Origin of the sequence: Streptomyces sp. Da 82-17 (genome assembly GCF_046098215.1) — a bacterium.
Lineage (GTDB): Bacteria > Actinomycetota > Actinomycetes > Streptomycetales > Streptomycetaceae > Streptomyces.
Genome location: NZ_JBJURH010000017.1, coordinates 177455 through 195986 on the forward strand (window position 1 = coordinate 177455; position 18532 = coordinate 195986).

Consider the following 18532-nt stretch of genomic DNA (forward strand, 5'->3'; position numbering starts at 1 on the left):
GAGGCCTACAGGTCGTACACCACCGTCACCGGCGCGTGGTCGCTCCACCGCTCGGCGTGCGTCGCGGCCCGCTCCACGAACCCCTTGACCGCCTTGCCCGCCAGCCCCGGCGTCGCCATCTGGTAGTCGATCCGCCAGCCCGTGTCGTTGTCGAAGGCCCGCCCGCGGTACGACCACCACGAGTACGGCCCCTCGACGTCCGGGTGCAGCTCGCGCACCACGTCGACGTAGCTCTCCAGGACCTCGCTCAGCCAGGCCCGCTCCTCGGGCAGGAACCCGGCGTTCTTCTTGTTGCCCTTCCAGTTCTTCAGGTCGGCCTCGCGGTGCGCGATGTTCCAGTCACCGCAGACGACGACCTCGCGACCGTCGGCGGCGGCCCGCTCCTTGAGCGCCCGCAGGTAGACGAGGAACTCGGCCATGAACCGTTCCTTCTCGTCCTGCCGCTCGGTGCCGACCTCCCCGGACGGCAGGTACAGGCTCGCCACCGTCACGCCCGGCAGGTCCACCTCCACGTACCGCCCGCTCGCGTCGAACTCCGCGGAGCCGAAGCCGACCTGGACCCGGTCCGGCTCGCGCCGCGTGTACAGGGAGACGCCCGCGCGGCCCTTCGCCGCGGCCGGGGCGTGCACGACATGCCACCCCTCCGGTTCCCGCACCGAGTCCGGCAGCTGCGCCGCCTCGGCCCGCACCTCCTGCAGGCACACGGCGTCGGCGTCGGTCGCGCCCAGCCACTCGACGAAGCCCTTCTTGGCGGCGGCACGCAGCCCGTTCACGTTCACGGAGGTCACAGTCAGCACCCCGACACGGTACCGGCACACTGAACCGCATGGACATGGACATCAGACCGACGCCCTACGACCACCCCGACGCGATCAAGCTGAACGACGAGGTACAGCAGGAGTACGTCCGGCGGTACGGCGAGGGCGACGGCGACGCCACGCCCCTCGACGCGGCCATGTTCCAGCCCCCGCACGGCCTCTACCTGCTCGCGTACGACGACCGCGACCGCCCGCTCGCCACCGGCGGCTGGCGCTCCCAGGAGGCGGGCCCGGAGGGCTACTCGGACGGCGACGCCGAGCTGAAGCGGATGTACGTCACACCCGAGGCCCGAGGCCGCGGCCTGGCCCGCCGGATCCTCGCCCTCCTGGAGGCCGACGCCCGCGCCGCCGGCCGCACCCGCATGGTCCTGGAGACCGGCACGGCACAACCCGAGGCCATAGCCCTCTACACGTCCGAGGGCTACCTGCCGTGCGCCAAGTTCGGCTACTACCGCGCGTACGAATCGAGCCGCTGCATGGCCAAGCCGCTCTGAGCCGAATCGCTGTGAGCCCCAAGGGGGCCAACGGAACGCGGACAAGCGAGAACCCCGCCGGATGAATCCGACGGGGTTCTCAATTGCGGTGGACCTGAGGGGATTTGAACCCCTGGCCCCCTCGATGCGAACGAGGTGCGCTACCGGACTGCGCCACAGGCCCTTGCAACGAGTGAAACTCTAGCACCCTCCACGGGGTGCTCGGAAATCCGTCCCCTCGCGGCTCCCGCGCTGGTCAGATCCCCGGCCCTCACTCGTTGGCCGCACGCGGCCTGTCGCCGTCCTCGTACTGGTCGAAGAGCGGCGTGCGACCGCGCTCGCGGCTGCGGCGCGCGGCGGCCCGGCGCGCGGGCGCCTCCTTGCCCTCGCCCCCGGAACGCGCGCTCCGGCCCTGCTCCTGCTCGGCCGGCTTCGCCGCCTCCTCGGCCTCCGCCTCCTTCGGCTGCCCGGCCGCGCTGGACCGGGCGGAGCTCCAGGTGTCGGGGGCGCTCAGGTCGATGCTGCCGGTGGCGCGGGGCGCGACCGGCGCGGTGACGTACGTCGGCAGCGGCACCGGCACGGGCTCCCAGCTGTCGCCGCGCGCCGCACCACGGTCCCGCTCGCGCTGCTGGTCCACCCACTCGGCGTGGTCGGTCTGCTCGACCAGGGCCCGGCGGTCCGCGGCGAGCGCGGAGAGCCCGGGCTTCTCGTCGGCCTCGCCACCGCGGGCCGCGCCCTCGTCGGCCGGCTCCTCGGCGCCCTCGTCCGCCGCGCTCCTGCGCCCGGCCGGCCGCCGCTCCCGCAACTGCCGCGCCGCGGCCTCGGCCCGCCGCCGGTCCATCGTGTACGTGTACCGGCGGCGCTCCTGCGACCGCAGGTAGACGATGTACGTGCTCAGCAGCACCGCAGGAATGCCGGGCGCCCACAGGAACGCGAGCCCGCCGACGGCCGCGCCGATCGAGCCGAGCGTGAACGCGAGGAAGAGCACCACCGTGGTGCGCCGGCGCCGGGCGAGCACCTTCGAGCGCCGGGCGCGCGCGGCGGCCGCGGCGGCCTCGGAGCGCGCGGCCCGCTCGGCTCGCTCGGCCTTCGCGGAGTGCTCGGCCTTCGCGGAGTGCTCGCCCTTCTCGGCGCGGCGCGCGGGGCGCTGCTCCTGCCGGGGTTCTCGCGGCTGCTCTCGCGTTCTCGGCTGTTCGCCGCGCTGCTCGCCGTCCTCGGACACGGCGAAGGCCCGGACGTCGACGGATCCCGTGAGGGATTCCGTGGCGGCGTCCGGGTCGGCCATGGGCTCTTCCCCTTCGGTACGCGCCCGCAAGTCCTTGGCGTACCGACGCTCCATTCCCGCCCGCCCGGAAAGCAGCCGGATGGCGGTACTGAAGCGTTCCGTGGGACGAGCTTCGTTGAGCTCGTCCTGCCTACGGAGCCACATCGGCACCAAGTAGGCGGCCCAGGCCCCGACAATGACTGCGTAGATGAGGCCGCTGCTGCTCACGCCTCACACGGTAGAGGGGTTTCGTTGAGGCCATCTGCCAATTCAGCCGGTGTGTCGCACGATCTGGCTGATATCTCGAACTTTTTTTGTGACTGATGCGATCAGCAGGCTTCGCGAGCAGGACATCCGGAGACACCGGAGGCATATTCGCGGTCAATCGGCGCCCTTTTTCGAACACACATTTTATTTCGCGGAGTCAGGCCGTGTTCCGCGGTGTGTCCTTCGGACTGTTACCGGATCGTCGCTGGTGCCAGCGGGTGAGCAGCCCCTCCGGGACCTCTTCGGCGGTGAGGGCGAACACAAGATGGTCCCGCCAGGCGCCGTCGATGTGGAGATAGCGCGGGCGGAGCCCTTCCTCACGGAATCCGAGTTTCTCGACGACCCGGCGGCTCGGCCCGTTCTCGGGCCGAATGCAGACTTCGACGCGATGCAGTCCCACGGTCCTGAAGCAGTGGTCGACGACGAGCGCGACCGCCGTCGGCATCACCCCGCGGCCGGCCACCGAGCGGTCGACCCAATAGCCGATATGGCCCGAGCACATCGAGCCCCAGGTGATCCCGGCGACCGTCAACTGGCCCACCAGACGGCCCTGGTACTCGATCACGAAGGGCATCATGCGGCCCGCGTTGGCCTCGGCGCGCAGGTGCCGGACCATCTGCCGGTAGGTCGGCCGGTGCGTGATCGGGCCGCCGGGGCCGGGCGGCGGGATCGTGGCCTCCCAGGGGCGCAGCCAGTCGCGGTTGCGCCGGTTGACCTCCCGCCAGGCGCTGTGGTCGCGCAGCTTTATCGGGCGGAGGGCGACGTCGCCGTCCGCCAGCCGCACGGGCCAGGAGGGACTGTTCAGCTCGGGCTCCCGGTGCCTGAGGTGCCGTGGCCGGCGTCGGGTCTGGGGTGGTCGCCGCCGCGGATCTGATCGACGGCGTGCACCAACAGCGGTTCCAGGACGGCGAGTCCGTCCCGCACGCCGCCGGTCGACCCGGGCAGGTTGACGATCAGGGTGCTGCCCGCGATCCCGGCGAGGCCGCGGGACAGGACGGCCGTCGGCACCTTGTCCCGCCCGTACGCGCGGATGGCCTCGGCGATGCCGGGCACTTCGAGGTCGAGGACGCGGCGGGTGGCCTCGGGGGTGCGGTCGGTGGGCGAGAGGCCGGTGCCGCCGGTGGTGAGCACCACGTCGTACCCGGCGTCGACGGCCGCGCGGAGCGCCTGCTCGACCGGGTCGCCGTCGGGCACGACCTGCGGGCCCTCGACCTCGAAGCCGAGGCCGCGCAGGCCCTCGGCGAGGATCGGGCCGCCCTTGTCCGGGTAGACCCCGGCCGAGGCGCGGTTGGACGCGGTGACGACGAGGGCCCTCATGCGCGGCTCCAGTCGCCGGACTTGCCGCCCGTCTTCTCCTCGACGCGGACGTCGGTGATGACGGCGCCCTTGTCGACCGCCTTGACCATGTCGATCACCGTGAGCGCGGCGACCGTGACGGCGGTCAGGGCCTCCATCTCGACGCCGGTGCGGTCCGTGGTCTTCACGGTGGCGAGGATCTCCACCGCGTCGTCGGCCACCGAGAGGTCGAGCTTCACCCCGGAGACCGCGAGCGGGTGGCACAGCGGGATCAGGTCCGGGGTGCGCTTGGCGCCCATGATGCCCGCGATCCGGGCGGTGGCGAGGGCGTCCCCCTTGGGCACGCCCTCGCCCCTGAGCAGTTCGACGACGCGCGGTGAGACCAGGACCCGGCCGCTCGCCCGCGCGGTGCGGGCCGTGACGTCCTTCTCCGATACGTCGACCATCCGGGCGGCGCCCGCCTCGTCGATGTGCGTCAGTCGGTCCTGCGTACTCATCTGCTGTGCGCTCCCGGTCAGGGCTCCGGCGGGCCGTGGTGGGCCTCGTGTGGGCAGCCACGGTACCCGCACCGGGCGGGGCTCAGCGGAGCAGGATCACGTCCAGCTCGGCGCCGGGGGCGACCTCGGCGGTGTCCTCGGGGACGACGATCAGGGCGTCCGCGTGCGCGAGGGCCGCGACCAGGTGGGACCCGGAACCACCCACGGGGGCGACGGCGCCCGCCCCCTCGTCGTACCGCCCGCGCAGGAACTGGCGCTTGCCGGGCGGGGAGGTGAGGGGCTTCGGGCTGTCGAGGCGGGCGCGGACCGTGGGGCGGCTGACGTCCTTCAAGCCCATCAGGGCGCGGATCGCGGGGCGGACGAACAGCTCGAACGAGACGTACGAGCTGACCGGGTTGCCGGGGAGGGCGAGGAGCGGGGTGTGGTCGGGGCCGATGGAGCCGAAGCCCTGGGGCTTGCCGGGCTGCATGGCGAGCTTGCGGAACTCGATGCCGCTGCCGGACTCGCTGCCCTCCTCCCAGTCCCCGGCGCCCTGCAGCGCCTCCTTCACCACGTCGTACGCCCCCACGGAGACGCCGCCCGTGGTGACCAGGAGGTCGGCGCGGATGAGCTGGTCCTCGATGGTGGCGCGGAGGGTCTCCGCGTCGTCGGCGACGGCGCCCACGCGGTACGCGATCGCGCCGGCGTCCCGGGCCGCGGCGGTGAGGGCGAAGCTGTTGGAGTCGTAGATCCGGCCCTCGGCCAACTCCTCGCCGGGCTGCGTGAGTTCGCTGCCGGTGGAGAGGACGACGACGCGCGGGCGGGGCCGTACGCGGACCGTGGCGCGGCCGATGGCGGCGAGCAGGGAGATCTGCGGCGGGCCGAGGACGGTGCCGGCGGCGAGGGCGCGCTCGCCGGCCTTCACGTCGCTGCCGGCCGCGCGGACGTGGGCGCGGTCCTTGGCGGGACGGTGCACGCGGACCTCGCCGGTGGCGCCCTCGGGGGCCAGGCTGTGCGGCGACATCGTGCCGACCGGGCCCTCGCCCAGGCCGCCGTCGGTCCACTCGACGGGGACGACCGCCTCGGCGCCGGGCGGCAGCGGGGCGCCGGTCATGATGCGGGCGGCCTGGCCGGGGCCGACGGTGAGCTCGCCGGCACTGCCCGCGGCGACGTCCCCGACGACCTCCAGGACGGCGGGGAACTCCTCGGTGGCTCCGGCGACGTCGGCGGTGCGGACCGCGTACCCGTCCATGGAGCTGTTGTCGAAGGGCGGCAGCGAGACGGGCACCGTGACGTCCTCGACCAGGACGCAGCCCTGGGCGTCGAGGAGTTGGAGCTCGATCGGGTCCAGCGGGTGGACCGTGGCGAGAATGTCCTCAAGGTGCTCGGACACCGACCAGACGGGGGCGCGGCCGGTGTCCTCTGCCGTCGTACTGCTGCTCAAGGTGCTACATCTCCTCGGTGACGTAACTGCGAAGCCAGGCCCGGAAGTCGGGGCCCAGGTCTTCACGTTCGCACGCGAGTCTGACAATGGCACGCAGATAGTCGCCGCGGTCCCCGGTGTCATAGCGGCGGCCCTTGAAGACGACGCCGTGCACGGGGCCGCCGATCTTCTCGTCCGCGGCCAACTGCTGGAGCGCGTCGGTCAGCTGGATCTCGCCGCCGCGGCCCGGCTCGGTCTTGCGCAGTACGTCGAAGACGGCGGGGTCGAGGACGTACCGGCCGATGATCGCGAGGTTGCTGGGGGCGTCGGCGGGCTCGGGCTTCTCGACGAGGCCGGTGACCTTGACGACGTCGCCCTCGCCGGTGGGCTCGGCGGCCGCGCAGCCGTACATGTGGATCTGCGCCGGGTCGACCTCCATGAGCGCGATCACGCTGCCGCCCTCGCGGGCCTGGATGTCGACCATGCGCTGCAGCAGCGGGTCGCGGGCGTCGATCAGGTCGTCGCCGAGGAGGACCGCGAAGGGTTCACTGCCGACGTGCGGGGCGGCGCAGAGGACGGCGTGGCCGAGGCCCTTGGGGTCGCCCTGGCGGACGTAGTGCATGGTCGCCAGGTCGCTGGACTCCTGGACCTTCGCGAGGCGATTCTGGTCGCCCTTGCGGACGAGGGCCTCTTCCAGCTCGTAGTTGCGGTCGAAGTGGTCCTCGAGGGGGCGCTTGTTGCGGCCCGTGACCATCAGGACGTCGGACAGACCGGCTGCCACGGCCTCCTCGACCACGTACTGGATCGCCGGCTTGTCGACGACCGGCAGCATCTCCTTCGGGGTGGCCTTCGTGGCCGGAAGGAAGCGCGTGCCGAGGCCTGCTGCTGGGATGACAGCCTTGGTGATCGTGGGGTGCGACTCAGTCATGCCCAGCACCATAACCGGTGCGAATGTGCGGAACATGTGCGTCCGCTTAATTATTCGCTTTGGCCTGGATATGAGGGGTTTGTGAGTTGGCTGTGACACCGAACACCGACGGCAAGGCTGACAAGGCGACCTTGCGGGGAGAACTCCTCGAAGCGAGGCGCCGGTTGACAGCAGATGACGCGCAGGGGGCGGCCGCGGACCTGGCCCGGCACGCGCTCGAACTCGACGCGCTGGCCGGCGCGGGAACCGTCGCCGCGTACGTCTCCGTCGGCCGCGAGCCCGGCACGCGCGTGCTCCTCGACACACTGCACGCGCGCGGAGTGCGGGTTCTGCTGCCGGTCCTGCTGCCGGACAACGACCTCGACTGGGGCGTCTACGCGGGCGCGGAGCACCTCGTGCGCGCCGGGCGCGGGCTCCTGGAGCCGGACGGCGCGCGGCTCGGCCCGGACGCCGTCCTGGAGGCCGACGCGGTGCTGCTGCCCGGCCTCGCCGTGGACGACCGCGGTATGCGCCTGGGCCGCGGCGGCGGCTCGTACGACCGGGTCCTCGCGCGGCTCGCCCGCGCGCGCGTGGAGCCGCCGCTCGTCGTGCTGCTCTACGACGACGAGGTGGTCGCACGGGTCCCGGAGGAACCGCACGACCACCCCGTTCAGGCGGTGGTGACCCCTTCCGGAGTCAGGAGCTTCAGGGCCTGAGCACCAGGTCGTTCTCCGACTCGGCCTCGACCGCCTTCTCGGAGTAGGCCCAGTCGAGCAGCTCGCCCTTGACCCACTTCTCGGTCTGGTCGGTGTAGTTGGGGCTGTACGCATGCCCCGACGCACCGGTCAGGTTGATCCACTTCGACTTGTCGAAGTCGCCGAGGTTCACGACCATCCGCATCGACGGCACCCAGATCACGCTGTAGCCGCCGGCCGCGTTCCAGCCCGTGGCGTTCACCGCGGCCTCGCCGCCGCCGACCTCCCAGGGGCCGCGGTTGAGCAGCCACTGGATGAAGCCGGGGCCCTCGGTGCCGAGCGTCTGGTTGTCCAGCTGCAGGCGGTGCAGGCGGCCCCAGCTCCAGCTGTCGATGTCCTTGCCGAGCTTCGCGGTGAGCTCCCAGCGGGCGTCCGCCATGGCACGCGCGAAGAGCTGGTCCCGGGTCTTCGCCTCGGGCTCGGTGCGCGTGGACGGCGACTGCCACCAGTCGTTGTCCTCGTCGTCGAGGATGGAGCGGACCACCTCGAACCAGCGGTCACCGCCGTCCGGCTGGGCCGCGTCCGCCGCCCGCTCGCCGCACTCCCGCACCCGCTCGTCCGGGTCGTCCACCGGGCCCGTCTTGTCGGCGGGCGGCACGCTGATGCAGGAGCCCTCGACCCGCAGCTCCTTGGGCAGCTTGTTGCCGAAGGCCAGCTTCAGGATGTTCCGCCAGACCGCGTTGAAGTACGCGGCCGCCGCCGAGTCCGGGTCCTGCGTGTAGTCCCAGCCCTCGAGCAGCTCCTGCGCCTCACGGACGTACGGGTCGGAGACGTCGATCTTGAGCAGCTTCGGCGTGAGCGTCTTGGCGATCTCGCTGCTGTTGTCCAGCTGCATCGTGCGCATGTCCTCGGTCGAGATCTTGCCGCCGTTCTTCAGCTTCGACTCGATGAGGTCGTTGATCCGCTGGCTGCGCGCGCCGTATCCCCAGTCCTTGGTGAGCTGGTACGGGTACTTCTCGTCGGTCACGGCCTGGTTGGCCGTCACGATGAAGCCGCGCTTCGGGTTGTACTCGTACGGCAGGGCGCTCTGCGGGATGTAACCGGTCCAGCGGTACTCCGGGTCCCAGCCGGGGGCCGGGAGGGTGCCGTCGTGGCCCTTCGCGCGCGTGGGGATCTTTCCGGGGGCCTGGTAGCCGATGTTGCCCTCGGTGTCGGCGTAGATCAGGTTCTGCGAGGGGACCTCGAAGTGGGCCGCGGCCTTGCGGAAGTCCTGGAAGTTCTTCGCCTTGTTGAGCTCGAACACGGCGTCCATGGACTTGCCGGGCGTCAGCGCGGTCCAGCGCAGCGACACCGCGTACCCGTCCGCGCGGTCGGGGGCGGCGCTGCCGACGGGGGCCTCCTGGCCGACCTTGCCGAGCTCGTCGTTGCGGTCGGAGACCACCGGGCCGTTGTTCGTCTCGCGGACCACGATCGTCTTGTCGCCGCCGCCCGCGACCTTGATGGTCTCCTTGCGGGTCTTGAACGGCTCGATCTTGCTGCCGTACTGGTAGCCGTCGCCCTGGATCTTCTCCAGGTACAGGTCGGTGACGTCCGCGCCGAGGTTGGTCATGCCCCAGGCGATGTCCTGGTTGTGGCCGATGACCACGCCGGGCATGCCGGAGAAGGTGTAACCCGACACGTCGTACTGGCACTTCGCGGAGACGCCGCGGCAGTGCAGGCCCATCTGGTACCAGATCGAGGGCAGCTGCGGCGCGAGGTGCGGGTCGTTGGCGAGCAGCGGCTTGCCGGTGGTGGTGTGGTCGCCGGACACGACCCAGGAGTTGGAGCCGATGCCGTTGCCGTTCGGGCCGATGGCGTCGGGGAGCTTGTCGAGGACGTCGGAGAGGCCGGACATCTGCGTCGCGAGCCCGCCTGCCGTGCTGCCGCCGCCTCCCGCGATCCCGTTGCCGGTGCCGGTGCCGGTTCCCGTCCCGGCGCCCGCGCCCGTGCCCGCGTCCGTGCCGGTGCCCGCGCCGGACTGCCCCTGGACCGAACTGGCCTTGGGGTCGTACGACTTGGAGCCCGCTGCGAGCCCGCCCTCCTGGACGATCGGCTTGTGCTGGTCGTACGGGTAGTCCGGGTACAGGTCCTGGATCTGCTTCGGGCCCAGGCGGCTGTGCATCAGGGAGCGGTCGATCTCGTCCTGCATGTTGCCGCGCAGGTCCCAGGCCATGGCCTTCAGCCAGGCCACGGAGTCGACCGGGGTCCACTCCTCGATCTTGTAGTCGTTGCTGAAGCCGAGGGCCGCGTACTCCACCGAGACGTCGGCGCCGTCCTTGCCCTTCAGATAGGCGTTGACCCCCTTGGCGTACGCCTGGAGGTACTTCTTCGTCTCCGGGTCCAGCTTGGTGTCGTACTCCCGCTGCGCGACGTGGTGCCAGCCCAGGGTGCGCAGGAATTCATCAGTCTCGACCTGGCTCTTGCCGAACATCTCGGAGAGCCGACCGGAGGTCATGTGGCGCCGGACGTCCATCTCCCAGAACCGGTCCTGCGCCTGCACATAGCCCTGGGCCATGAACAGGTCCTCGTCCGAGGACGCGTAGACCTGCGGGATGCCGCTGCTGTCACGGCGGACGTCGACCGGCCCTGCCAGGCCGTCGAGCTGGATCGAGCCCTTGGTCTGCGGCAGCGAGGCACGCACCGTACTGATACTCCAGTACGAACCGAAGGCCACGCCTGCGACGACGGCAAGGACCAGTGCGATCACGACGAGGCGGGCACGTCGCCCCTTCTTCTTACCGGTCTTCTGGCCGGAAGAGGCGCTTTCATTGGCGGGCATCGCTGTCCTTGCTGTCCTTCGAGCGGAGGGTCGGCCTTGCTGGCTGTGCGGTCCTGGAAGTGCTGGGAGCAACCATAGGACGAGGGCATGACGGCCATGGACGGGGTGTGGATAACTCAGGCCGAGGACGGCTGTTGAGGCCCGGAGCGACCCTTGTCCCGGTGCCTGACCTCAGCTTTCCGGTGTCCGAGCTGAAACCCGATCGACATCAAGGAAGCGTTAACGATTAGGTAAGGTAACGAAGTACCCCTCCTTCGCGCCGACTCTCGGCCCCTGAAAGGAACGGCCACTGACTGTTCATCAGCTCAACGAGCTCCTTCTCGTCTGCTCCCTCGTCCTGCTTCTCGCGGTCGCGGCCGTGCGCGTCTCCTCGCGCAGCGGTCTGCCGAGCCTGCTCCTTTACCTCGGGATCGGCATCGCGATCGGCCAGGACGGATTCGGCAACGTCGTCTTCGACAACGCCGAGTTGACCCAGGTGATCGGGTACGCCGCGCTCGTGGTGATCCTCGCCGAGGGCGGTCTGGGGACGAAGTGGAAGGAGATCAAACCCGCGTTGCCGGCGGCGGCCGTCCTGTCGCTGCTCGGTGTCGCGGTGAGCGTGGGCATCACGGCCGCCGGAGCGCACTACCTCGTCGGGCTGGAGTGGCGGCAGGCGCTCATCATCGGCGCGGTCGTCTCCTCCACCGACGCCGCCGCCGTCTTCTCCGTCCTGCGCAAGGTGCCGCTGCCGTCCCGGGTCACCGGCGTACTGGAAGCGGAATCCGGCTTCAACGACGCCCCTGTGGTCATCCTCGTCGTCGCCTTCTCCACCACGGGCCCGGTCGACGAGTGGTACGTCCTGGTCGGCAAGATCGCCCTGGAGCTGGCCATCGGCGCGGCGGTCGGCCTCGCGGTGGGCTGGCTCGGCGCGTACGGGATACGGCACGTCGCCCTGCCCGCGTCCGGCCTCTACCCGATCGCCGTGATGGCCATCGCGGTCTCGGCGTACGCCGCCGGCGCACTGGCGCACGGAAGCGGCTTCCTCGCCGTCTACCTGGCCTCCGTGGTGCTCGGCAACTCCAAGCTGCCGCACTGGCCGGCCACCCGCGGCTTCGCGGACGGGCTCGGCTGGATCGCGCAGATCGGCATGTTCGTCCTGCTCGGCCTGCTCGTCACGCCGCACAACCTCCTTGACGACATCTGGCCCGCCGTCCTCATCGGCCTGGTACTGACGGTGGTGGCGCGGCCGGTCGAGGTCTTCGTGAGCCTGCTGCCGTACCGGATGCCCTGGCAGGAGAAGGCGCTGATGTCCTGGGCCGGACTGCGCGGCGCGGTGCCCATCATCCTGGCGACCATCCCGATGGTGACCGGCGTCGAGGGCAGCGAGCGGATCTTCAACATCGTCTTCATCCTGGTCGTCGTCTACACCCTGATCCAGGGGCCGACGCTCCCCTGGCTCGCCAGGGCCCTCGGCATCGGCAGGGACGACGAGGCGGCCGACCTGGGCGTCGAATCCGCGCCCCTGGAGCGGCTGCGCGGGCACCTGCTGTCGGTGGCGATCCCGGAGAAGTCCAAGATGCACGGCGTCGAGGTCGCGGAGCTGCGGCTTCCGGCAGGCGCCGCCGTCACCCTCGTCGTGCGCGACGACCAGTCCTTCGTGCCGTCGCCCACCACCGTCCTGCGGCGCGGCGACGAACTGCTCGTCGTCGCCACCGACCCGGTGCGGGACGCCGCCGAGCGGAGGCTCCGCGCGGTCGGCCAGGGCGGCAAGCTGGCGGGCTGGCTGGGCACGGGCGGACAGGGGTCTTAGGGGGCTCAGGGGGCTCAGGGGGCTCAGGGCTTCTTAGGGGTCTCAGGGGTCTTAGGGCTCTTAGGGGCGGGTTTTCAGGGGCCTGGTTCCTGGCGGGGCCTGGTTCCTAGGGGGTGGGCGCCCGTTACGCGGTAACAATCAGAGGCAGCGGCTGTGTGATGCCCCTCATTCGGAGGCACAGTCGGCCGCTTCCTCGTACAATCAAGGCACAACGAATCGAACCACCTCTGTCTGACGCAGAGCTGGCGCGACCGCACGGCGGCCGCGGTCCCTCGCAGTGGACCGGGTATCACCGACGTTCTTCTGCGCAAGAGGACAGCTCTCGGCGCCGCCACACGGGCCCGCCACCAGGCAGCAGAAAGGCAAGGACCGTGGAGTCCGCGGTCAACTCGACTTCCCGCCCCGGGTACGGGCAACTCCTGCGCACGCCCCGTGCCCTCTCGTTCGTCCTGCCGGGCTTCGCCGCGCGTCAGCCGTTCGCGATGCTCACCATGTCGATCGTGCTGCTCGTACAGCACACCACCGGCTCGTTCGGCAGCGCCGGCGCCGTCGCCGCCGTCGCGGGCGTCTCCATGGCGCTGTTCGCGCCGCAGAGCGGCAAGCTGGCGGACCGCTTCGGCCAGGCCGCCGTCCTCGTCCCCGGCGTCCTCGTCAACGCCGCCTCCGTGATCGCGCTCGCCGCGCTCGCCCTCGCCGGCGCACCCCTGTGGGCGCTTTTCGTCGCCGCTGTGCCCGTCGGCGCCTCGGTGCCGCAGGTCGGGCCGATGGTCCGGGCCCGCTGGGCCGCCGTGCTCGACCACCCGGAGCGGCGGGCGCTCACGCCCACCGCGGCGGCCTTCGAATCCGTCACCGACGAGTTCACCTTCGTCGTCGGCCCGGTGCTCGCCACCGCCCTGTGCACGTTCGTGCACCCCGGCGCCGGACTCGCCGCCCAGGCCGCACTGACCCTCGCCGGCGGACTGCTCTTCGCCGCTCAGCGCGACACCCAGCCCGCTGCGCACGGCACGCTCGCCGAGCACGCGCGCGTGGAGCACGTGTCCGCGTTCTCCGTGCCCGGCGCCCGCGTCCTCGCTGTGGCGTTCCTCGGCATCGGCTCGGTCTTCGGCGGCATGCAGGTCGCCCTCACCGCCTTCGCCGAAGAAGCCGGCCAGCCCGGCGTCAACGGCCTCCTGTACGGCATTTTCGCCGCGGGCAACATGCTCGCCGGGATCGCCTGCGGAGCCATCGCCTGGAAGGTCGGCCCGCGCCGCCGCCTCCTCGTCGGCTACACCGCCCTCGCCGTCGCCGCCTCCACCCTGTGGACGGTGCACTCCGTGGCCCTCTTCGCCGTACTGGGACTGCTCGTCGGCATGTGCATCGCGCCCGCGCTGATCACCGGGTTCACGCTCGTGGAGAGCCTGGTTCCGGCCTCCGCGCGTACGGAGGCGTTCACGCTGCTCACCGGCGCCGTCGCACTCGGCCAGGCCGCAGCCGTGACCCTCACCGGCCGCCTCGCCGACGCCCACGGCGCGAGCGCCGGATTCATGGTGCCGATGGCCGGTACGGTGCTCGCGCTGCTCACCCTCGTCGCCCTGCGCTCCCGCCTCGCTCCGCCCGCGAAGAGCCGGACCGTGGCACGTGGCGTCGGTCACCGCTCGCCGGTGACAGTGGACTGATCCCGAGGAATACGTCACTATGGACCGTCGTTAGCACTCATCGAGTGAGAGTGCCAGGAGGAAGCAAGTGCCGACCTATCAGTACCAGTGCACCGAGTGCGGCGAGGGCCTCGAGGCGGTGCAGAAGTTCACCGACGACGCCCTGACCGAGTGCCCCAGCTGCAACGGACGCCTCAAGAAGGTGTTCTCGGCGGTCGGCATCGTCTTCAAGGGTTCCGGCTTCTACCGCAATGACAGCCGCAACTCCTCGTCGAGCAGCACGCCCGCGTCGACGTCCAAGTCCTCCACGTCCTCGACGTCGAGCTCGTCTTCGTCGACCTCTTCGTCTTCGTCGAGCTCTTCGACGGCCGGCGCCTCGTCGTCGTCCTCCGGCTCCTCCGGAAGCAGCAGCTCCGCGGCCTGACCGGTCGCGCGCACCGCACTTCCCGAAAGCCCCGCAGGTCCAGCGACCGCGGGGCTTTCGGCGTACGGGCGGCACTGGGGCGCTGTGCGGCCCGCGCCCAGGGCTGGGGCTCTGTGGCCTGGGCGCTGTGCGGCGCGGCTCTGCCGCGTACCGACCCTGATGCGTAAGGCCGTCCCTGAAACGTAAGGCCGTCCCTGATACGTGAAGTCCCGGCTCGACTACGCTGCTGCGCATGGCGAACGCACAGAACGGTGGCGCTGCGGCGTCCGCGGAGATAGGCGTGATCGGCGGCTCGGGGTTCTACTCGTTCCTCGACGACGTCACCGAGGTCCGGGTGAGCACGCCGTACGGCGAGCCGAGCGACTCCCTCTTCATCGGCGAGATCGCCGGCCGGAAGGTGGCGTTCCTGCCCCGTCACGGCCGCGGCCACCACCTTCCGCCGCACCGCATCAACTACCGCGCCAACCTGTGGGCGCTGCGCTCCGTCGGCGTGCGCCAGGTGTTCGGCCCGTGCGCGGTCGGCGGCCTCCGCCCCGAGTACGGACCGGGGACGCTGCTCGTTCCCGACCAGCTCGTGGACCGTACGAAGAGCCGCGTGCAGACGTACTTCGACGGGGTGCCGCTGCCCGACGGCAGCATTCCGAACGTGGTGCACACGACGTTCGCCGACCCGTACTGCCCCGAGGGCCGCAGCATCGCCCTGAAGGCGGCCCGCGCACGCGACTGGGCGGCGGTCGACGGCGGCACCATGGTCGTCGTCGAGGGGCCGCGCTTCTCCACCCGTGCCGAGTCGCAGTGGCACGCGGCGGCGGGCTGGTCGGTGGTGGGCATGACCGGCCACCCCGAGGCGGTGCTCGCCCGCGAACTCGCGCTCTGCTACACGTCGCTGTCGCTCGTCACCGACCTGGACGCGGGCGCGGAGACCGGCGAGGGCGTCTCGCACGCGGAGGTCCTGAAGGTCTTCGGCGAGAACGTGTCCCGACTGCGGGACGTGCTGTTCGACGCGGTCGCCGCCCTGCCGGCCAACGACGAGCGGGACTGCTTGTGCACGCGGACGCACGACGGGTGGGACTTGGGGATTCAGCTGCCCTGAGGGGACTGTTCCGGGCGTTCGGCGTTCGGCGTTCGGCGTTCGGTGCCGCCGCGTTGCGGAACTCCCCCTTCGGGTGAGGGAGTTGTCCACAATCGCGGGGTTGTCCACAGGCTGGAGCGGGATCGGCCGGGACCGTGGATCGTGAGGGGCGTTCACGCGGATTCCCCCACGGCAGGCGGTGGTTGCCTTGTCCTCGCGCTCCAGCGCCCACTCCTCTTCTCCCTCCCGCTTCTCTCACTCCCCTCCCTCGACTCCTTCCTCTCGCTCCCCTCACTCGCCTCCCTCGACTCCTTCCTCTCGCTCCTCTCCCTCGACGCCTACTCCGGTTCCTCCTCGGTGCGAGGTCCCGTCCTTCCCTCCCCTGCGGGTGCGCGACGGTCGGCTGCGGTTTCACGGTGCGCTGCGCCGAGGCCGCCATCGCCGCCGTGTCGTGGTGGCGGGGCTCGCGGTCGCGGCGGCCGCGCTCGCCGCTTCGGGTTCGCAGGGCCGTGCTGATCCGACGGGTCCGGACGGTCCGACGGGCCGTGACGCTCCGGTGGCCGGGGCCTCGGGGGAGGGCGAGCGCGCCAACTCCACTGCTGGGCTGGGCAGTCGGGGCAGTCGGACCGTTCCGGATCTCGTGCGGGCCCCGGTGCGCATCGCGGACGCCGAGACCGTACGGCTGCTGCGTCCCGGTGACCGTGTGGACGTCATCGCGGCTCCCACGTCCGGCGCCCGGGCCACACGCGTCGCCGTGGGCGCACGCGTCGTCGACGTCTCGGCGGGGCGGCACCAGCCGCTGGAGGACGGCGCGCTGATCATGCTCTCCGTACCGCGGTCGGACGCGGTGAAGTTGGCCGGCGCAAGCGCCAACTCCCGTCTGGTGGTGGTCTTGTGCTGAGCCGCACGGAGTTTTTGTCAACTCACCTGATCGTGTCAGCGGATTGGACGCACCTCACCTGTGCCGGGCCTAATGTCACGGTCAATCGCACGTACGAGGAAGGGCTCCGTGGTGAGCGAGGAGAAGAAGCCGGGCGTCTGGGAAGGCTTCAAAGCGTTCCTGATGCGCGGGAACGTGATCGATCTGGCCGTCGCGGTCGTGATCGGTGCCGCCTTCACGAACATCGTGAACGCTGTCGTGAAGGGCGTCATCAACCCGCTGGTCGGCGCCTTCGGCACGAAGGACCTGGAGAGCTACCGCTCCTGCCTCAAGGGCCCGTGCGAGATCGACCCGAAGACCGGGGACGTCCTGAAGGGCATCCCGATCAGCTGGGGCACGGTCCTGAGCGCCACGCTGAGCTTCCTGATCACCGCCGCGGTCGTCTACTTCCTCATGGTCCTGCCGATGGCGAAGTACCTCGCGAAGGTCGAGGAGCGCCGGAAGGCCAAGGAGGGTGTGCAGGAGACGCTCGAGGTCACCGAGATCGAGGTGCTCAAGGAGATCCGCGACGCCCTCGTCGCGCAGCGTGGTGGCCCCGGTGGCGCCGCTCCGGGCACCGGCGCCGGGGACAGCGGTGGTTCCGGCTCCGGCGGCCCCGTGGACACCAGCAAGTAGCGGACGCTCAGAGGTGGTGGGGCGGCTTCTCGTCGAGGAAGCGCGCCAGGTCGGCGGCGCTGTCGCCGCCGCTCGGCCGCTCGCCCCACCCTCGGTCCGTGTCGTCCGCGGACTGCTGGTCCAGCGGATCGTCGAAGTTCAGGGCCGGGGCCGGCTTGGCCTTCGGCTCGGGCCCGGTCTTCGCGTCTCGCGGTCCGGGTGTGGGGGCGGTGCTCATGCCTCCAGGGTACGGCCCTTGCGCGGCCGCGATTCCGGCCTCGTACTCAGACCGTCTTGAGGCCGCGGACCTGCCACACCAGGTTTTCCGACGTGTCCCGGGCCCCGGGCGGGCGTCCGCGCCACGTGGCCGGCTGGCTCCTCTCGCCCCAACTCCCCTGGTCCGTAAGGTGCGTCCATGGACTCATCACGCATCCCGACGGACTCCTCGGCGGACCCAGCGGACCCAGCGAACTCGGCAGAACAAGGGCCGGAGAGTGACCGCCTCGACTCCCTCACCGACGTGCCCGGGCTCCGGGTGGGGCACGCGACGCGGGCCGGGGACGGCTGGCTGACGGGCACGACCGTCGTGCTCGCACCGCACGGCGGGGCGGTCGCGGCCGTCGACGTACGCGGCGGCGGGCCGGGCACGCGGGAGACGGACGCGCTCGATCCGCGCAACCTCGTCCAGCACATCGACGCGGTCGTGCTCACGGGCGGCAGCGCGTACGGGCTGGACGCGGCGGCCGGAGTCATGGCGTGGCTGGAGGAACAGGGGCGCGGGGTTCCGGTGGGTGGGCCCGGCCGGGTGGTGCCGGTGGTGCCCGCGGCGTGCGTCTTCGACCTGGGCCGGGGCGGCGACTGGCGGGCGCGACCGGGTGCGGAGCTCGGCCGGGAGGCGGTGGAACGGGCCTCGACGGAGGTGGTGCAGGGCAGCGTCGGCGCCGGCACGGGGGCCGTGGCGGGCGGGATGAAGGGGGGCGTGGGGACGGCGAGCGTACGCCTGGAGTCGGGCCACACCGTCGGGGCGCTGGTGGTGGTGAACTCCGTTGGTGCGGTGGCGGATCCGTCGACGGGAGTGCTGTACGGGCGGTACTTCGAGGGGGGTGCGGAGCCGGTCGAGCGCCCCTCGGCCGAGGTGCACGCCCGCGCGCAGGAGCGGTTGGCGGAGGCACGGGACGAGACTGCGCGCCGACAGGGGGGTGAGGACGGGCCTGCGACGGGAGTGGTGGGGGCGAGTGGCGGCTCGGCCGCTGCGGCGGGGACCGGCGACGCGGCTTCCGGGCCGGGCGTGGGCGGGTCGGCGCTGAACACGACCCTCGCCGTCGTCGCCACCGATGCCGACCTCACCCGCGCCCAGGCGCAGAAGCTCGCCGGTACCAGTCACGACGGCTTCGCGCGGGCCATCCGGCCGGTGCACCTGCTGCACGACGGGGACACGGTGTTCACCCTGGCCACCGGCGAACGCCCGCTCCCCCAGGGCGAGTTGGAGCAGCTGGCGGCGCTCAACGCGATCCTCGCGGCGGGCGCGGACGCGGTGACCCGCGCGATCGTCCGGGCGGTCGAGGCGGCGGAGCCGGTGGACGGACCGGGAGGGGTGTTCCCGTCGTACCGGGAGCTGTACGGGGAGGCGTGAGGGGCGGAG

General features: G+C 71.5%; 18 protein-coding genes and 1 tRNA gene. 9 read left to right on the forward strand and 10 right to left on the reverse strand.

Annotated elements, in window-relative coordinates; genetic code table 11:
• Positions 1-5: 5 nt before the first annotated feature.
• Positions 6-818: an exodeoxyribonuclease III gene (locus ACIDOF_RS26550; RefSeq protein ID WP_409008614.1), complete on the reverse strand. Its 813-nt coding sequence runs from the start codon at positions 816-818 to the stop codon at positions 6-8.
• 14 nt (positions 819-832) lie between these two features.
• On the opposite strand from ACIDOF_RS26550, the gene ACIDOF_RS26555 reads away from it, so the two are divergent.
• A complete protein-coding gene (locus tag ACIDOF_RS26555) occupies positions 833-1312 on the forward strand; it encodes a GNAT family N-acetyltransferase (RefSeq protein ID WP_409008637.1) in 480 nt (159 codons plus the stop codon).
• Between the two features lie 89 nt (positions 1313-1401).
• Here the strand turns inward: ACIDOF_RS26555 and ACIDOF_RS26560 are convergent.
• The 7 genes from ACIDOF_RS26560 to galU form a co-directional block, all read right to left on the reverse strand.
• Positions 1402-1475, reverse strand: a tRNA-Ala gene (locus ACIDOF_RS26560).
• An 87-nt stretch (positions 1476-1562) separates the two neighbouring features.
• Complete coding sequence (glpR, locus tag ACIDOF_RS26565) at positions 1563-2783, reverse strand: gephyrin-like molybdotransferase receptor GlpR (protein ID WP_409008615.1); 1221 nt, start codon at positions 2781-2783, stop codon at positions 1563-1565.
• A gap of 196 nt (positions 2784-2979) precedes the next feature.
• Entirely contained in the window at positions 2980-3600 is a 621-nt protein-coding gene (locus tag ACIDOF_RS26570; protein ID WP_409008638.1) for a GNAT family N-acetyltransferase, read from the reverse strand.
• A 23-nt stretch (positions 3601-3623) separates the two neighbouring features.
• A complete protein-coding gene (locus ACIDOF_RS26575) occupies positions 3624-4139 on the reverse strand; it encodes a molybdenum cofactor biosynthesis protein B (protein ID WP_409008616.1) in 516 nt (171 codons plus the stop codon).
• Entirely contained in the window at positions 4136-4615 is a 480-nt protein-coding gene (moaC, locus tag ACIDOF_RS26580; protein ID WP_409008617.1) for a cyclic pyranopterin monophosphate synthase MoaC, read from the reverse strand. Before moaC ends, ACIDOF_RS26575 begins: the two co-directional genes overlap by 4 nt.
• 82 nt (positions 4616-4697) lie before the next feature.
• Entirely contained in the window at positions 4698-6038 is a 1341-nt protein-coding gene (gene glp, locus ACIDOF_RS26585; protein ID WP_409008618.1) for a gephyrin-like molybdotransferase Glp, read from the reverse strand.
• Positions 6039-6042: 4 nt separating this feature from the next.
• The gene (gene galU, locus ACIDOF_RS26590) at positions 6043-6945 is read right to left on the reverse strand and encodes a UTP--glucose-1-phosphate uridylyltransferase GalU (protein WP_409008619.1); all 903 of its coding nucleotides are present in this window, start codon (positions 6943-6945) and stop codon (positions 6043-6045) included.
• 92 nt (positions 6946-7037) lie between these two features.
• Here galU and ACIDOF_RS26595 point away from each other — a divergent pair, with 92 nt between their 5' ends.
• Entirely contained in the window at positions 7038-7640 is a 603-nt protein-coding gene (locus ACIDOF_RS26595) for a 5-formyltetrahydrofolate cyclo-ligase (protein ID WP_409008639.1), read from the forward strand.
• Here the strand turns inward: ACIDOF_RS26595 and ACIDOF_RS26600 are convergent.
• The gene (locus ACIDOF_RS26600; protein WP_409008620.1) at positions 7630-10437 is read right to left on the reverse strand and encodes a penicillin acylase family protein; all 2808 of its coding nucleotides are present in this window, start codon (positions 10435-10437) and stop codon (positions 7630-7632) included. The two genes, ACIDOF_RS26595 and ACIDOF_RS26600, sit on opposite strands and share 11 nt — an antisense overlap.
• Positions 10438-10726: 289 nt before the next feature.
• Here ACIDOF_RS26600 and ACIDOF_RS26605 point away from each other — a divergent pair, with 289 nt between their 5' ends.
• The 6 genes from ACIDOF_RS26605 (at position 10727) to mscL (ending at position 16911) form a co-directional block, all read left to right on the forward strand.
• Positions 10727-12226 carry a potassium/proton antiporter gene (locus ACIDOF_RS26605; protein WP_409008640.1) on the forward strand — a complete coding sequence of 500 codons (1500 nt, stop codon included), beginning with the start codon at positions 10727-10729 and terminating at the stop codon, positions 12224-12226.
• A 371-nt stretch (positions 12227-12597) separates the two neighbouring features.
• A complete protein-coding gene (locus tag ACIDOF_RS26610; protein ID WP_409008621.1) occupies positions 12598-13881 on the forward strand; it encodes an MFS transporter in 1284 nt (427 codons plus the stop codon).
• A gap of 67 nt (positions 13882-13948) precedes the next feature.
• Positions 13949-14284 (forward strand): FmdB family zinc ribbon protein, encoded by a 336-nt coding sequence (locus tag ACIDOF_RS26615; RefSeq protein ID WP_409008622.1) that lies wholly within the window; start codon positions 13949-13951, stop codon positions 14282-14284.
• A 232-nt stretch (positions 14285-14516) separates the two neighbouring features.
• Positions 14517-15377 (forward strand): S-methyl-5'-thioadenosine phosphorylase, encoded by an 861-nt coding sequence (locus tag ACIDOF_RS26620; protein ID WP_409008623.1) that lies wholly within the window; start codon positions 14517-14519, stop codon positions 15375-15377.
• Positions 15378-15996: 619 nt separating this feature from the next.
• Entirely contained in the window at positions 15997-16257 is a 261-nt protein-coding gene (locus tag ACIDOF_RS26625) for a hypothetical protein (RefSeq protein ID WP_409008624.1), read from the forward strand.
• 72 nt (positions 16258-16329) lie between these two features.
• Positions 16330-16911 (forward strand): large conductance mechanosensitive channel protein MscL, encoded by a 582-nt coding sequence (gene mscL, locus ACIDOF_RS26630; RefSeq protein WP_409008625.1) that lies wholly within the window; start codon positions 16330-16332, stop codon positions 16909-16911.
• Positions 16912-16918: 7 nt separating this feature from the next.
• On the opposite strand, the gene ACIDOF_RS26635 is transcribed toward mscL, so the two are convergent.
• A complete protein-coding gene (locus ACIDOF_RS26635; RefSeq protein ID WP_409008626.1) occupies positions 16919-17128 on the reverse strand; it encodes a hypothetical protein in 210 nt (69 codons plus the stop codon).
• 177 nt (positions 17129-17305) lie between these two features.
• Here ACIDOF_RS26635 and ACIDOF_RS26640 point away from each other — a divergent pair, with 177 nt between their 5' ends.
• Entirely contained in the window at positions 17306-18523 is a 1218-nt protein-coding gene (locus ACIDOF_RS26640) for a P1 family peptidase (protein WP_409008627.1), read from the forward strand.
• Positions 18524-18532: the final 9 nt, after the last annotated feature.